Source organism: Streptomyces sp. XY006 (assembly GCF_002237655.1).
GTDB classification, from domain to species: Bacteria; Actinomycetota; Actinomycetes; order Streptomycetales; family Streptomycetaceae; genus Streptomyces; species Streptomyces levis.
The window spans coordinates 168,938-183,538 of the sequence record NZ_NOKT01000007.1; the positions used below are offsets into that span (position 1 = coordinate 168,938).

Sequence of the window (14,601 nt, forward strand, 5' to 3'; positions counted from 1 at the left end):
TGTGTTCGAAGGGCAGGTGGAGGGGTATCAATGCGGCACGTGCCGCAGGCAGTGACCGGGAACGGATGGTCAATTTCCGTTTCGGGTCGCTCCCTTGGCGGGCGATCAGTAGCCTCTGCTCGAACACCGGATCGCCTACGCCTTGGAGAGATCGATGGAGCGTCCCGCCTGGGCCCCGCGGAGCATCGACATATCGGTGCCCAGCGTTTCCCGGATGTACGACTACTACCTGGGCGGATCGCACAACTTCGAGGTCGACCGGGAAGCGGCCCGCCGGGCCATGGAGTTCATGCCGGGACTCCCCAAGATCATGCAGGCGAACCGGGCGTTCATGCGCCGGGCCGTGCGCTACGCGGCCGATGAGGGCATCGGCCAGTTCCTCGACATCGGCTCCGGCATTCCCACCTTCGGCAATGTGCACGAGGTGGCGCAGACCGCCCGGCCCGGAGCGCGCGTGGTGTACGTGGACCACGACCCGGTGGCCGTGGCGCACAGCGAGGCGGTCCTGGCGGGCAACGAGGACGCGGCCGTCGTCGCCGCGGACCTCCGCAAGCCCGCGGACATCCTCAGCAGCCCCGAGGTGGAGCGGCTGATCGACCTGAATCAGCCAGTGGCCCTGCTCCTCGTTGCCATACTGCACTTCGTGGAAGACGAGGACGACCCGTACGGGGCGGTGGCGGAGCTGAGCGCGGCGCTCGCGCCCGGCAGCCTGCTCGTGCTCAGCCACGCCTCCTACGAGGGGATCCCGCTGCCGCCGGAGCGGGCCGGAGGCGCGGTGGACGTGTACGAGGACATCCGCAACCCGCTGATCATGCGCTCGCGCGAGGAGATCGCGCGGTTCTTCGAGGGGTACGACATGGTGGAACCCGGACTGGTGGCGATGCCGCGCTGGCGGCCCGACACCGCACCGGAGGACGAGGATCCGTACGCGTTCTCCGGCTTCGCGGGCGTGGGGCGTACGGCGTGACCGCGGAGCCGGACGGGCCGGAGGACAGACTCCGCCGGTTCGCGACGATCTGGAGCCGGGCCGTCTTCCCCGTGACCTCGACGTCGTCGACCCGGCCGGAGTTCGAGGAGCAGCTGCTGCCGCTGGCCCGGCGGTTGAGCCAGGCACTGCTGGCCCGGTCCTTCGACGCCGACGCGGGCAAGGCGGTCGGCGCCGCCCTCGTGGACGCGCACTGCACCGACCCCGACGCGCTCGCACGCACGCTGGACTGCGTGGACGCCTATCTGGTGCTGTACTGCGGCGGCGACGGCGACCCCGAGGACCTGCGGGCGCGGTGCGCGCGGCTGCAGCACGCGATGGCCGCCGGCTTCGCCCGGGCGCTGCGCGAGCGGACCCTGGCCGAGCAGGAGGCCATCGCGCAGGCCGCGCTGCAGGCGCAGGGCGTGGTGGCGCAGGCCCTGCACGCGAGCGAGGCGCGCTTCCGCGCCGTCTTCGAGGGCGCGGCCATAGGCATCGGCATGGCCGATCTGGAAGGCAACATCCTCCAGGTCAACGGCGCGCTGCTGCGCATGTTCGGCATCTCCGCGCAGACGCTGCGCAGCCGCAACGTCCGGGAGTGGACCCACCCCGACGACGCCCCGCAGACCTGGCGGCTCTACGACGAACTCGTGCGCGGCGAGCGGGAGCACTACCACCTGGAGAAGGCGTTCTACCGCCCCGACGGAACGGTGCTGTGGACCAATCTGACGGTCTCCCTGCTGCGTGACGCCGACGGCAACCCGCAGTACCAGCTGGCCCTCATGGAGGACACCACCGAACGGCGGCTGCTCAACCTGCGGCTGCGCTACGAGGCCACGCACGACGCCCTCACGGGCCTGCCCAACCGCACCTTCTTCTTCGAGCGGCTGGAGAAGGCGCTGTCCGCCGGGGAAGGCCAGCGCTTCGGGCTGTGCTACCTCGACCTGGACGGCTTCAAGACCGTCAACGACAGCCTCGGTCACGCGGCCGGCGACCGGCTGCTCGTGGAGGTCGCCGACCGGCTGCAGTCCTGCGCCACCGCGCCCGGCGAGATGGTCGCGCGGCTCGGCGGCGACGAGTTCGTGGCACTGACCACCGGACCCGACACCCAGCGCGAGGTCGACGAGCTCGCCGGCCGCATCATGAACGCGCTGCTCGCGCCGATCAGCGTCGACGGCCGGGAACTGACCGTGCGCGGCAGCATCGGCATCGTCGAGGGTCCGGCCGGGGAGCGAAGCCCCGCCGAGGTGCTGCGCAGCGCGGACATCACCATGTACCGGGCCAAGTCGGCGGGCGGCAACCGCTTCGAGCTGGCCGACCCCGAGGCGGACGCCCGCGCCATCACCCGCCACGGCCTGACGACCGCGCTGCCGACGGCGCTGGAGCGCGGCGAGTTCTTCATCGAGTACCAGCCGCTGGTGCACCTCGGCGACGGCAGCGTCCGGGGCGCCGAGGCCCTGGTGCGCTGGCTGCACCCGCAGCACGGCGTCCTCGGCCCGGACCGGTTCATCCCGCTCGCCGAGCACACCGGGCTGATCGTGCCGCTGGGCCGCTGGGTGCTGGAGCAGTCGGTGCGCCAGGCCCGGGAGTGGCGGGAGCTGCACGGGGGCGTGGACGCGGGGCCGCTGCGCATCAACGTGAACCTCTCGCCGTGCCAGCTGACGCACCCCGGGCTGGTCCAGGACACCGTCGACATCCTGGAGCGCACCGGAGTCGCGCCGGACGCCCTGTGCCTGGAGGTCACCGAGTCGGCGCTGATCGGGGCGGACGACGACCTGCTGAAGCCGCTGCGCCGGCTGGCGGAGATGGGCGTCGACATCGCCCTCGACGACTTCGGCACGGGCTACTCCAACCTGGCCAACCTGCGCCGCCTGCCGGTGAGCATCCTCAAGCTGGACCGCTCCTTCACCCAGAGCATGCAGCAGTTCCCGGCCGACCCCGTCGACCTGAAGATCGTCGAGGGCATCGTCTCCCTGGCCCACAGCCTGGACCTCGGGGTGACGGTCGAGGGCGTGGAGACCGGCGCCCAGGCCGAGCAACTGCGGATCCTCGGCTGCGACACGGCCCAGGGCTGGTACTACGCCCGCCCGGGCCCGCCGGAGCGGTTGCACGAACTGGCCCTGGTGGACGCGACGGGGTGACGCCCCGGGGGCCGGCCGCCGACGGGTCTCCCGAGGGGTGATCGCGGCCCCACGGGCGTCTGTCTCCTTCGTGGGCCGGGCCCCTGCGCGGCCTCACCGCTCCAGCAGCATCCGCTGCAGCTCGCGGGCCGCCCGGGGCGGGGCCACGTCGCTGCGGTGGGCCAGGGCGATCGTCCGGTGCAGGCCCGGGCGGGCCAGGGGTGTCACCCGCAGTCCGCCCCCGGATCGTGCCGCAACCATGCGCGGCACGACCGCCACGCCCAGACCGGCCCGGACGAAGCCCAGCACCGCGTCCATCTCCCCGCCCTCCACGGCGAAGTCCGGCTCGAAGCCCTCCGCCCGGCACGCGGCGACCGTCAGCTCGCGCAGGTCGTAGCCGTGGCGGAACATCACCAGGCGTTCGCCCTCCAGGTCGGCGACCCGTACGGCGCGCCTCCCCCGGCCCGGCTTCGGCGCGTCGGGGGAGGAGACCACGACCAGGTCCTCGCGCAGCAGCTCCACCGTCGTCAGCGCCGGGGACGGGGTCGGCAGCGGCAGCACGACCAGCGCCAGGTCCAGCGCCCCGCGCGCCAGCTCCCGCACCAGGTCGTGCGAGCCGCCCTCCTCGATCAGCAGCCGGATGCCCGGGTAGCGGTCGTGGAAGGCGCGCAGCACGTCCGGCAGCAGGCCCGTGCACAGGCTGGGCGTGGCACCGAGCCGTACCCGGCCCCGCCGCAGCTGCACCAGCTCCTGCACCTCGTGCCGGGCCGTCTCCGCGTCGGCCAGGATCCGGCGGGCCAGCGGGAGCAGGGCCTCCCCGGCGTCCGTGAGCGTGATGTTGCCCCGCGCGCGGAGGAACAGATCCGCGCCGAGCTCCCGCTCCAGCGCCTTGATCTGCTGCGACAGCGACGGCTGCGCGACATGGACCAGATCGGCGGCCCGGGTGAAGTGCCGGGTCTCGGCGACGGCCACGAAGTACTGGAGCTGCTGGAACTGCATCCACCTACGATAGCCCGCGCCTATGGAATCAAGCCGGACCATGTCTTGGACCGATCGGCCCGGTGTCCGTAGCGTCTTGTTCCATGGCTCTGGCAACGCGGACGGACCGACGGCCGTCCATGGCACGCACCGTGTGGGACTCCACCGTCGGGAAGAAGACCGTGATGGCGGTCAGCGGTCTGATCATGCTGCTGTACCTGGTCGTCCACATGATCGGGAACCTGAAGATCTTCTTCGGCGCGGGCGAGTTCAACCACTACGCGCACTGGCTGCGCACCGTCGGCGAGCCGTTCATGCACTACGAGTGGACGCTGTGGCTGGTCCGCGTCGTGCTCGTGGCCGCCGTGGTCGCGCACGCGGTCTCCGCCTACCAGCTCAGCCGCCGCGACATCAAGGCGCGGCCCAGCAAGTACGTGCACAAGAAGCCCCGGGCCTCCTACGCCACGCGCACCATGCGCTGGGGCGGGATCATCCTCGGCCTGTTCATCGTCTGGCACATCCTCGACCTGACGACCGGCACCGTGCACCCCGGCTTCGAGACGGGCCGCCCGTACCAGAACGTGGTGGACACCTTCTCCACCTGGTACGGCAACGTCATCTACATCGTCGCGATGCTCGCGCTCGGCCTGCACGTCCGGCACGGCTTCTGGAGCGCCGCCCAGACCCTCGGCGCCGGCAGCCGCACCCGCGACCGAGCCCTGAAGACCGTCGCGAACGTCCTCGCGCTGCTGCTCACGGCCGGCTTCATCGCCGTACCCGTGGCCGTCATGACCGGGGTGGTGAGCTGACATGACCTCCTACGCGGACTACGTGACCGGCGAGCCGGTCGTCGACACCAAGGCGCCCGCCGGGCCGATCCACGAGCGCTGGGACAAGCGCCGGTTCGAGGCGAAGCTCGTCAACCCGGCCAACCGGCGCAAGCACACCGTCATCGTCGTGGGCACCGGGCTGGCCGGCGGTTCCGCCGGTGCCACCCTCGCCGAACAGGGCTACCACGTCGTCCAGTTCTGCTACCAGGACTCCCCGCGCCGCGCGCACTCCATCGCGGCCCAAGGCGGCATCAACGCGGCGAAGAACTACCGCAACGACGGCGACTCGATCCACCGGCTGTTCTACGACACCGTCAAGGGCGGCGACTTCCGCGCCCGCGAGTCCAACGTGCACCGCCTCGCGCAGATCTCCGTGGAGATCATCGACCAGTGCGTGGCCCAGGGCGTGCCCTTCGCCCGCGAGTACGGCGGCCTGCTCGACACCCGCTCCTTCGGCGGCGTCCAGGTGTCCCGCACGTTCTACGCCCGCGGCCAGACGGGTCAGCAGCTGCTGCTCGGCGCCTACCAGGCGCTGAGCCGGCAGATCGCCGCGGGGAACGTCGAGATGCACCCGCGCACCGAGATGCTCGACCTGATCGTCGTCGACGGGCGGGCGCGCGGGATCGTGGCGCGCGATCTCGTCACCGGGAAGATCGACACGTACTTCGCGGACGCCGTCGTCCTGGCCAGCGGCGGCTACGGCAACGTCTTCTACCTGTCGACGAACGCCATGAACTCCAACGCCACCGCCGTCTGGCGGGCCCACCGGCGCGGCGCGTACTTCGCCAACCCCTGCTTCACGCAGATCCACCCCACCTGCATCCCGCGCACCGGCGACCACCAGTCCAAGCTGACGCTGATGAGCGAGTCGCTGCGCAACGACGGCCGCATCTGGGTCCCCAAGGCCAAGGGCGACACCCGGCCGCCGAACGAGATCCCCGAGGACGAGCGCGACTACTACCTGGAGCGCATCTACCCGTCCTTCGGCAACCTCGTGCCCCGTGACATCGCCTCCCGCGCCGCGAAGAACGTCTGCGACGAGGGCCGGGGAGTCGGCCCCGGCGGCCAGGGCGTCTACCTGGACTTCGCCGACGCCATCAGGCGCATGGGCCGGGCGGCCGTCGAGGCCAAGTACGGCAACCTCTTCGACATGTACCAGCGGATCACCGACGAGGATCCGTACGAGGTGCCCATGCGCATCTACCCCGCCGTGCACTACACGATGGGCGGCCTGTGGGTCGACTACGACCTGCAGACCACGATCCCGGGCCTGTTCGCCATCGGCGAGGCCAACTTCTCCGACCACGGCGCCAACCGGCTCGGCGCGTCCGCGCTGATGCAGGGCCTCGCCGACGGGTACTTCGTGCTCCCCGCCACCATCAACGACTACCTGGCGCGCAACCCCCACCACGAGGCCGTGACCGACGAACACCCCGTCGTGCAGGAGGTGCTGGCCGAGACGCAGGACCGGCTCAACCTGCTGCTGTCCGTCGACGGCGACCGCACCCCCGACTCCTTCCACCGGGAGGTCGGCGAACTCATGTGGGAGTTCTGCGGCATGGCCCGCAGCGACTCGGGGCTGCGCAAGGCGCTGGAGCGCATCCCGCAGATCCGCGAGGAGTTCTGGCGGCGCATCAAGGTGCCCGGCACCGGCGAGGAGTTCAACCAGTCGCTGGAGAAGGCCAACCGCATCGTCGACTACCTGGAACTGGCCGAGCTGATGTGCCTCGACGCGCTGCACCGCTCCGAGTCCTGCGGCGGCCACTTCCGCGAGGAGTCCCAGACGCCGGACGGCGAGGCCGCGCGCAGGGACGAGGAGTTCGCCTACGCGGCCGCCTGGGAGTTCACCGGCACCGGCGAGGCTCCCGTGCTGCACAAGGAAGACCTGGTCTTCGAGTACGTCCACCCCACCCAGCGGAGCTACGCATGAAGCTCACCCTGCGCGTCTGGCGCCAGAAGAGCGCCGACGCCGACGGCACGATGTCCACGTACGAGGTGGACGGCATCTCACCCGACATGTCGTTCCTGGAGATGCTCGACACGCTCAACGAGGAGCTCATCCTCAAGGGCGAGGACCCGGTCGCCTTCGACCACGACTGCCGCGAGGGCATCTGCGGCGCGTGTTCCCTCGTCATCAACGGGGACGCCCACGGGCCCGAGCGGACCACCACCTGCCAGCTGCACATGCGGTCCTTCAAGGACGGCGACACCATCGACATCGAGCCGTGGCGGGCGGCCGCGTTCCCCGTGATCAAGGACCTGGTGGTGGACCGGTCGGCGTTCGACCGGATCATCCAGGCCGGCGGCTACATCACCGCCCCCACCGGGGCGGCGCCCGAGGCGCACGCCACGCCGGTGCCCAAGCCGGACGCCGACTTCGCCTTCGAGCACGCCGAGTGCATCGGCTGCGGGGCGTGCGTGGCGGCCTGTCCCAACGGGGCGGCGATGCTGTTCACCTCGGCCAAGGTCAACCACCTGAACGTGCTGCCGCAGGGGGCGCCCGAGCGGGAGACGCGGGTGCTGGACATGGTGGCGCAGATGGACGAGGAAGGGTTCGGCGGGTGCACGCTCGCCGGGGAGTGCGCCACCGCCTGTCCCAAGGGGATCCCGCTGATGTCCATCACCAGCATGAACAAGGAGTGGCTGCGGGCGACCCGGAAGGCCGCCAAGCGGTAACAGACGTTCGCCGACAGGTGCGGACGGGCGGGACCGGGAGTGGTGCTCTTCCCGGTCCCGTCTGGTATCCGGCCCCGTCCCGTATCCGGTGCGGTCCCGCATCCCGCATCCCGCATCCCGCATCCCGCGTCACGGGCCGGGATCGGCGAGGAGCGGGCCCAGCGGACCGAGGTCGAGATTGAGGTCGCTGCGCCGCAGCCCGTGCCGCTCGCACAGCTCGTCCATGCGCTCGTCCAGCAGCATCAGCGCGGTGCCGAGCCGGTCCTCCTGCTCGGCGCTGAGCGTGCCCTCGTCGAAACGGCGCACCGCCTGGCGCTCCATGAGCTGCCGCAGGAGCTCCACCACGGTCAGCACCAGCGCCGCCAGATCGTTCGCGACCCGCTCGGGATCCAGGTCCAGCGTGTGGTCGCGCGGCGCGGTCACAGCGGCCCGCTGTCCGGCCAGGGCGCCGGAACCCGGTCGCCGACCGACGCCAGCAGGACGCGCAGGGAGATCCGCACCAACGGCACGTCGGCGACGGCCAGCACCAGGTCGCCGCTGATCCACGACGCCGGTCGCCAGCACCCGGTCGAGCAGGTCGACGAGCGGCACCCCGACGGGCGCGTACGGCTCCGGGCCGTCCCACGGCACCGGGGACCGCTCGGCGCCCGCGGCGACCGGCGCGGTCATGCGCCCGCCTCCTGCCGCGCGGTGTCGTCCACCGTGTGCAACGGGCCGGTCGCACTCAGCTCCAGCCGGTCATCGACGCCGCGGGCCTGCGCCGCCACGACCTCGCGGAAGCGCCGCTCGTCGGCGGTGCGCACCGGGAACGACGTGCTCAGTACCTGCTCGTCGTCGAACCGGTCCCTGAGCCGTGCGCACGGCGAGCCCGGCCAGCCGGGCCGGTATCTGGTGGGCAGCGTCCCGGGCCTCGCGGGCGACGCCCTTGCCGGCGCCTCGCCCAGCCGGACGTTCGCCTCGTAGCCGGGGCGCTGCCGGGTACGGCGGGCGAGCGCGCACAGGGCCGTTCATCTCCACGCAGTCCCGCACGCCGTCGAGCTGTGCCGTCAAGTGGGCGTGGTCGTAGCGCAGTCGGGTGCGCAGCGCCTCCGCCTCGGGGGTGAGGACGGCGAACCGCACGGGCAGTACGGGGCCCTGCGCGGCGGATTCGCCGAGCACCGCCTGGTGGGCCATCAGATCGCGTCGCCGCGCCCGGACCGACGCCGGCGCGTCCGGGACAGCCGCGCACAGCCCGGCCTCCGTCAGCAGGCGCACCCGCGCCCGTCCACCCCCGGTGCGCGCGGGGGCCGGACACCCGCGGGGGCGATGCCGTAGACGTACAGGGTGCCGGGCGAGCCGGCGGTGGTCAGGCGGCGGTGGCCGTCACTGCTGTTTCTCCTCGGCCTTGCGGCGACGGGGCCGCGGGCGGTCGTCCTCGGTGCGGCGTCTGCGTTCCGGCCGCGCGGCGCGCTCCGCGCGTTCGGCGTGTTCGGCGGCGGCGTCCTCGTCCGGCACGTCCTCCGGGGTGAGGACGTTCGGGCCCGCGCCCGGGGGCGCGAGCCGTTCAACAACCTCACACCCGCTCTCCCCGCACACGACACGCGCAGGTCGGCCGGCATCGGGAGAACAGGGGCGGAGGTTCGCACCACCGCGTTCAGCGCCCCGCCGCACCGGACCGCCCCCGTGACAGGAGAGAGCCATGACCGGCGTACTGACCGTCGACCGTCCCGCGCAGCCCACGGCCCCCACCCGCTACACCGTCGCCCTCGCCCGCACCGAGGAGGACGTCCGTGCCGCGCAGCGGCTGCGGCACGACGTCTTCGCCGGGGAGATGGGCGCCCTGCTCACCGGCGCGGAACCGGGCCTCGACGTCGACTCGTTCGACGCCTACTGCGACCACCTCCTCGTACGGGAGGAGACCACCGGCCAGGTCGTCGGCACCTACCGGCTGCTGCCGCCGGAGCGCGCGGCCGTCGCCGGACGGCTGTACAGCGAGGGCGAGTTCGACCTGTCCGCGCTGGACGGGATCCGGCCGCAGCTCGTCGAGGTGGGCCGGTCCTGCGTGCACCCCGACCACCGCGACGGCGCGGTCATCGGCCTCATCTGGGCCGGCATCGCCCGCTACATGGTCGACCGCGGCCACGAATGGCTCGCCGGCTGCTGCTCCGTCCCGCTCGCCGACGGCGGCACGCTCGCCTCCGCCACCTGGGACCGGGTGAGCGCCAAGCACCTGTCGCCCGAGGAGTACCGCGTCCGGCCGCTGCTGCCGTGGCTGCCGGGCCCCGCGCCCGCCGCCCGCGCCGAACTGCCCGCCCTGCTCCGCGGCTATCTGCGCCTGGGCGCCTGGGTGTGCGGCGAGCCGGCCCACGACCCGGACTTCGGCGTCGCCGACCTGTACGTGCTGCTGCCGATGAGCCGGGTCAACGCGCGCTACCTGCGGCACTTCCTCTCCCTCGTGCCGGCCTGATGAGCGCCTGGCTGCCCACCGCGCCCTGCACGCCGCGGGCCTGCGTCGAGACACCGGCCGCGGTGCCCGCCCTGCGCGTGCCGCGGGCCCTGCTGCGGCTGACCGGAGTCGCGCTGCTGCTGCTCGCCGGGATCGCGCTGCTGCCGCTCGGCTCGCGGCTCCCGGCCGGGCTCGTCCGGCGGTGGTGCCGGTGGATCGTACGGGCCGCGGGGGTCCGGGTCCGCGTCACCGGCGCCACCGCCGTCCCCACCGGGGGACTGCTGCTGGTCGCCAATCACATCTCCTGGCTGGACATACCGCTGCTCGCCGCCGTGCGCCCCGCCCGGATGCTGGCCAAGGCCGAGGTGCGCCGGTGGCCCGTCGCCGGGCCGCTGGCCGCGCGCGGCGGCGTGCTGTTCATCGACCGGGACCGGCTGCGCGCCCTGCCGGACACCGTCGCCCGGATCGCCCACGCGCTGCGCGAGGGCACGGCCGTCGCGGCCTTTCCCGAGGGCAGCACCTGGTGCGGCCGGGCCCAGGGCACCTTCCGCCGGGCCGTGTTCCAGGCCGCCCTGGACGCCCGGGTCCCCGTCCAGCCGGTGCGCATCGGCTACCGGCTCACCGGCGGGCCCGGCCGGGACGCAGCTGCCACCACGGCTGCCGCCTTCGTCGGCGACGACACCCTGCTCGCCTCCCTGTGGCGAGTCGCGACGACCCGCGGCCTGCTCGCGGAGGTCGAGATACGCGCCCCCATCCCACCGGACGGCCACCCCGACCGCCGCTCCCTGGCCCGCTCCGCCCAGCCCCGGGAGACCGCACCCGCGTGGACGCACACGGTGCTCGTGGCGTAGGGCGCGCAAGGCGGTGCTCGTGGTGTAGGGCGCGCACGGCGGTACTCGCCGCTTAGGGCGCGAACGGTGCTCGCGGCGTACGGCGCGCACCGGCCGGGCGGCGGGTGCCTCGCCCGGCCCGCGCGGCGGGCGGTCGCCGTCGCGTGACGCGGTGGCGTGCCGCGGTGGCGTGCCGCGGCGGTGTGTCGTCCGGTGGCACCCCCCAGTCGCGGGTGCCCGCCCCCTCCGGCGGGGGCCCGCCTCAGCCGTTCCCGGACAGCGCGCGCGTCAGGTAGGGCGCCGTCCGGCTCTCGGCCGAGCGCGCCACCTCGGCCGGTGGTCCCGCCGCCACGATCCGGCCGCCCGCGTCGCCGCCGCCCGGGCCGAGGTCGACGACCCAGTCCGCGCCCGCGACGACGGACATGTCGTGCTCGACGACGATCACCGTGTGCCCGGCGTCGACCAGGCCGTGCAACTGGCGCATGAGGACGTCGACATCGGCCGGGTGCAGGCCGGTCGTGGGCTCGTCGAGGAGGTACAGCGTGTGGCCGCGCCGGGCGCGCTGCAGTTCGCTCGCCAGCTTGATGCGCTGCGCCTCGCCGCCCGACAGCTCCGTCGCGGGCTGGCCCAGCCGCAGATAGCCAAGGCCGACGTCGAGCAGGGTGCCGAGGCTGCGCGCCACCGCCGGGGTGTCCGCGAAGAAGGCCGCCGCGCTCTCCACCGTCAGATCCAGCACCTGCGCGATGGTCAGCCCCCGGTACGTCACCTCCAGCGTCCCGGCGTTGTAGCGGGCCCCGCCGCAGTCCGGGCAGGGCGCGTACGTGCTCGGCAGGAACAGCAGCTCCACGCTGACGAACCCTTCGCCCTGGCAGGTCTCGCACCGCCCGCCGGCCACGTTGAAGGAGAACCGGCCGACGCCGAAGCCGCGTTCCCGCGCTCCGTCCGTCGCCGCGAACACCTTGCGCACGACGTCGAACAGGCCGGTGTAGGTGGCGAGGTTCGAGCGCGGTGTGCGGCCGATGGGCTTCTGGTCGACCGAGACCAGCCGCCCCACCCCCGGCGTCTCCTGCGTGATCTCGCCGATGAGCGTGGACTTGCCGGAGCCGGACACACCGGTGACCGCGGTGAACGCGCCGAGCGGGAACGCGGCGGTCACCCCGCGCAGGTTGTGCCGGGTGACCGGGCCGGTCTTCAGCCAGTCCTTCGGGGCGCGGACCGTCCGAGCCGGGGCGGGGGAGCGGCCGAAGAGGTAGCGGGCCGTCGCCGACTCCTCGACACCGGCCAGGGCGGCCACCGGGCCGCTGTGCAGCACCCGTCCGCCGTGCTCGCCCGCCAGCGGGCCCACGTCCACCAGCCAGTCGGCCCCGCGTACGACGTCCAGGTGGTGCTCCACCACGAACACCGAGTTCCCGGCGCGTTTGAGCCGCTCCAGCACGGTCAGCAGGGCCTCGGTGTCCGCCGGGTGCAGTCCGGCCGACGGCTCGTCCAGGACGTAGACCACGCCGAACAGGCCGGAGCGCAGTTGGGTGGCCAGGCGCAGGCGCTGCAGCTCGCCCGCGGACAGGGTGGGGGTCGCGCGGTCGAGGCTGAGGTAGCCGAGGCCCAGCTCCACGACCGGTGCGATCCGTGACCGGAGGTCGTCGGTCAGGACCCGGGCCGCCTCCGACGTCGCCTCCAGGCAGCCGGCCAGTTCCACCAGCGGCAGGGCCGCCAGCTCGGCGATGGTCCGCCCGCCGACAGTCACCGCCAGGGCCTCGGGCCGCAGCCGGGTGCCGCCGCAGGCCGGGCAGGGCGCGCTGGTGAGGAACCGCTCGGCCCTTGCCCGCAGAGTGGGGCTCTTGGAGTCGGCGAAGGTCTTCATCACATGGCGCCGCGCGCTCATGTACGTGCCCTGGTAGGGCCGCTGGATGCGGTCGGCGTCCCGCACCGGGTGCACGGTGACCACGGGCTGCTCGTCCGTGAACAGGATCCACTCGCGCTGCTCGGCGGGCAGTTCCCGCCACGGCCGGTCCACGTCGTAGCCGAGCGCGTCCAGGATGTCCCGCAGGTTCTTGCCCTGCCAGGCCCCCGGCCAGGCGGCGATCGCGCCCTCGCGGATCGACAGCGACGGGTCGGGGACCAGCGACTCCTCGGTCGTGCGGTGCACCCGGCCGAGCCCGTGGCACTCCGGGCACGCCCCGGCCGCCGTGTTCGGCGAGAAGGAGTCGGAGTCGAGCCGCCGGGCCCCGGGCGGATAGGTACCGGCCCGGGAGAACAGCATGCGCAGGGAGTTGGAGAGGTTGGTGACCGTGCCGACCGAGGAGCGCGAGGTGGGTGCCGCGCGGCGCTGCTGGAGCGAGACGGCCGGCGGCAGCCCGGTGATCTCCCCGACCTTCGGCGCGCCGACCTGGTGGATCAGCCGGCGCGCGTACGGCGCGACCGACTCGAAGTAGCGGCGCTGCGCCTCGGCGTAGATCGTGCCGAACGCCAGGGACGACTTCCCCGAGCCGGACACGCCGGTGAACACGGCCAGTACGTCGCGCGGGACGTCGACGTCGACGCCGCGCAGGTTGTGCTCGCGGGCTCCTCGCACCCGCACGTACGGGTCGTGGGTGTCGGTGGGGGCGGCGTGATGGGGGTCGTGCATGGGAGACGACTCTAACCGGAGGCGATCGTCAGGCCGGGGGCGATCGCGGCCAGCCGCCGGTAGGAGTCCAGCAGGGCCTCGCGGTCGAAAGTACTGGTGGTGACCAGGACCTCCTGCGCCCCGGTCTCCTTCAGCAGTGTCCCCAGGTCGTGCGCGACCTGCTCCTCGGTGCCCGCGATGTGCCCGGCCAGCCCGGCCTCGTAGAGGTCGCGCTCCTTGCCGGTGAGGGTGAGCGCCTCGACGCGCTCGGCGGGCGGCAGGGGAGGGAAGGTGCCGTGGGTGCGGGAGTACGCCATCGACCAGGCCTCGGGGACCAGCAGCCGCCGGGCCTCCTCGGGGGTGGCGGCGACGGCGACCGTGCCGGAGACGACGACGTAGGGGTGCGGCGCCCAGGCCGAGGGGCGGAAGTGCTCGCGGTAGCGGTCGATGCCCCGTCGCATCCTGTCGCGGTCGCGGAGGTCGCCGATCACCAGGGGCAGGCCGAGGCGGGCCGCGATGCCGGCACCCTCGCCCATGGCCAGGACGAACGGCGGCACGGTCAGTCCCTCGGCGGGGCGGGCGTGCACCCCGGTGGGGGAGGCGCCCCGGAACCAGCCCAGCAGCTCGCGCAGCTGGGCCTCGAAGTCCTCGGCGTCGCCCTTGTCGCGGCCCAGGGCCTTGCGCACCCCGTCCGTGAAGCCGACGGAGCGGCCGAGGCCCATGTCGATCCGGCCGGGGAACAGCGACTCCAGCACGCCGAACTGCTCGGCCACGACCAGCGGCCGGTGGTTGGGCAGCATCACCCCGCCCGTGCCCACCCGGATCGTGCCGGTCGCGGCGGCGACCGCCGCGGCCAGCACGGTCGGCGCCGAGCCGGCGACCCCGGGGACGCCGTGGTGCTCCGACACCCAGACCCGGTGGTAACCGAGCCCTTCCAGTTCCCGCGCCAGCCGCACCGTGTCGCGCAGCGCCTCGGGGTGGGTGTGCCCCTCACGGGTGCGGGAGCGGTCGAGGACGGACAGACGCACGGCTTCCATACCTGGTCTGACGCCGCGAGGGGCCGCCGGTATTCCGCCGCCGCACGGCGGTCCGCCGCGGCGGCCGGCCCGGCCCGGAAAACCGGGTGACCGCGTCCTCGCACGTCAGGACAATGTCCCGGTACCCAGAAGCGAA

14 protein-coding genes and 1 pseudogene are annotated in these 14,601 nt (G+C 73.3%); 7 read left to right on the plus strand and 8 right to left on the minus strand.

Annotated elements, in window-relative coordinates; genetic code table 11:
* The first annotated feature begins 154 nt into the window (after positions 1-154).
* Entirely contained in the window at positions 155-967 is an 813-nt protein-coding gene (locus CHR28_RS10620) for an SAM-dependent methyltransferase (RefSeq protein WP_094053296.1), read from the plus strand.
* Positions 964-3,105, plus strand: a complete 2,142-nt coding sequence (locus tag CHR28_RS10625; RefSeq protein WP_094053297.1) for a putative bifunctional diguanylate cyclase/phosphodiesterase — start codon at positions 964-966, stop codon at positions 3,103-3,105. The genes CHR28_RS10620 and CHR28_RS10625 overlap by 4 nt, the downstream gene beginning before the upstream one ends.
* A gap of 93 nt (positions 3,106-3,198) precedes the next feature.
* Here CHR28_RS10625 and CHR28_RS10630 read toward each other — a convergent pair whose 3' ends face one another.
* On the minus strand, positions 3,199-4,083 hold the full coding sequence (locus tag CHR28_RS10630; RefSeq protein WP_094053298.1) for a LysR family transcriptional regulator: 885 nt from the start codon (positions 4,081-4,083) through the stop codon (positions 3,199-3,201).
* 119 nt (positions 4,084-4,202) lie between these two features.
* Here CHR28_RS10630 and CHR28_RS10635 point away from each other — a divergent pair, with 119 nt between their 5' ends.
* Genes CHR28_RS10635 through CHR28_RS10645 form a run of 3 tightly spaced genes read left to right on the plus strand, consistent with a single transcriptional unit; the run spans position 4,203 to position 7,568 of the window.
* Complete coding sequence (locus CHR28_RS10635) at positions 4,203-4,871, plus strand: succinate dehydrogenase (protein WP_094053299.1); 669 nt, start codon at positions 4,203-4,205, stop codon at positions 4,869-4,871.
* Position 4,872: 1 nt separating this feature from the next.
* The gene (locus CHR28_RS10640; RefSeq protein WP_094053300.1) at positions 4,873-6,822 is read left to right on the plus strand and encodes a fumarate reductase/succinate dehydrogenase flavoprotein subunit; all 1,950 of its coding nucleotides are present in this window, start codon (positions 4,873-4,875) and stop codon (positions 6,820-6,822) included.
* Positions 6,819-7,568: a succinate dehydrogenase/fumarate reductase iron-sulfur subunit gene (locus tag CHR28_RS10645; RefSeq protein WP_094053301.1), complete on the plus strand. Its 750-nt coding sequence runs from the start codon at positions 6,819-6,821 to the stop codon at positions 7,566-7,568. The genes CHR28_RS10640 and CHR28_RS10645 overlap by 4 nt, the downstream gene beginning before the upstream one ends.
* 129 nt (positions 7,569-7,697) lie before the next feature.
* Here the strand turns inward: CHR28_RS10645 and CHR28_RS10650 are convergent, their stop codons facing one another.
* From CHR28_RS10650 to CHR28_RS38275, 5 genes and pseudogenes are all read right to left on the minus strand, one after another.
* Entirely contained in the window at positions 7,698-7,991 is a 294-nt protein-coding gene (locus CHR28_RS10650) for a gas vesicle protein K (protein ID WP_094053302.1), read from the minus strand.
* Positions 7,988-8,237: pseudogene (locus tag CHR28_RS10655) on the minus strand (gas vesicle protein). Before CHR28_RS10655 ends, CHR28_RS10650 begins: the two are co-directional and overlap by 4 nt.
* The gene (locus CHR28_RS37735; RefSeq protein WP_179272373.1) at positions 8,234-8,371 is read right to left on the minus strand and encodes a hypothetical protein; all 138 of its coding nucleotides are present in this window, start codon (positions 8,369-8,371) and stop codon (positions 8,234-8,236) included. Before CHR28_RS37735 ends, CHR28_RS10655 begins: the two are co-directional and overlap by 4 nt.
* On the minus strand, positions 8,307-8,822 hold the full coding sequence (locus CHR28_RS38955) for a GvpL/GvpF family gas vesicle protein (protein ID WP_094053303.1): 516 nt from the start codon (positions 8,820-8,822) through the stop codon (positions 8,307-8,309). Before CHR28_RS38955 ends, CHR28_RS37735 begins: the two co-directional genes overlap by 65 nt.
* A gap of 108 nt (positions 8,823-8,930) precedes the next feature.
* Positions 8,931-9,062 (minus strand): hypothetical protein, encoded by a 132-nt coding sequence (locus tag CHR28_RS38275; RefSeq protein WP_256984206.1) that lies wholly within the window; start codon positions 9,060-9,062, stop codon positions 8,931-8,933.
* 184 nt (positions 9,063-9,246) lie between these two features.
* On the opposite strand from CHR28_RS38275, the gene CHR28_RS10665 reads away from it, so the two are divergent.
* Both CHR28_RS10665 and CHR28_RS10670 read left to right on the plus strand, forming a co-directional pair.
* Positions 9,247-10,014, plus strand: coding sequence for a GNAT family N-acetyltransferase (locus tag CHR28_RS10665; RefSeq protein ID WP_094053304.1), 768 nt, complete (start codon positions 9,247-9,249; stop codon positions 10,012-10,014).
* Positions 10,014-10,844, plus strand: coding sequence for a lysophospholipid acyltransferase family protein (locus CHR28_RS10670; RefSeq protein WP_094053305.1), 831 nt, complete (start codon positions 10,014-10,016; stop codon positions 10,842-10,844). The genes CHR28_RS10665 and CHR28_RS10670 overlap by 1 nt, the downstream gene beginning before the upstream one ends.
* 241 nt (positions 10,845-11,085) lie before the next feature.
* Here the strand turns inward: CHR28_RS10670 and CHR28_RS10675 are convergent, their stop codons facing one another.
* Positions 11,086-13,449, minus strand: a complete 2,364-nt coding sequence (locus CHR28_RS10675) for an ATP-binding cassette domain-containing protein (protein WP_094053306.1) — start codon at positions 13,447-13,449, stop codon at positions 11,086-11,088.
* An 11-nt stretch (positions 13,450-13,460) separates the two neighbouring features.
* On the minus strand, positions 13,461-14,465 hold the full coding sequence (locus tag CHR28_RS10680) for an LLM class flavin-dependent oxidoreductase (protein ID WP_094053307.1): 1,005 nt from the start codon (positions 14,463-14,465) through the stop codon (positions 13,461-13,463).
* Between the last annotated feature and the right edge of the window lie 136 nt (positions 14,466-14,601).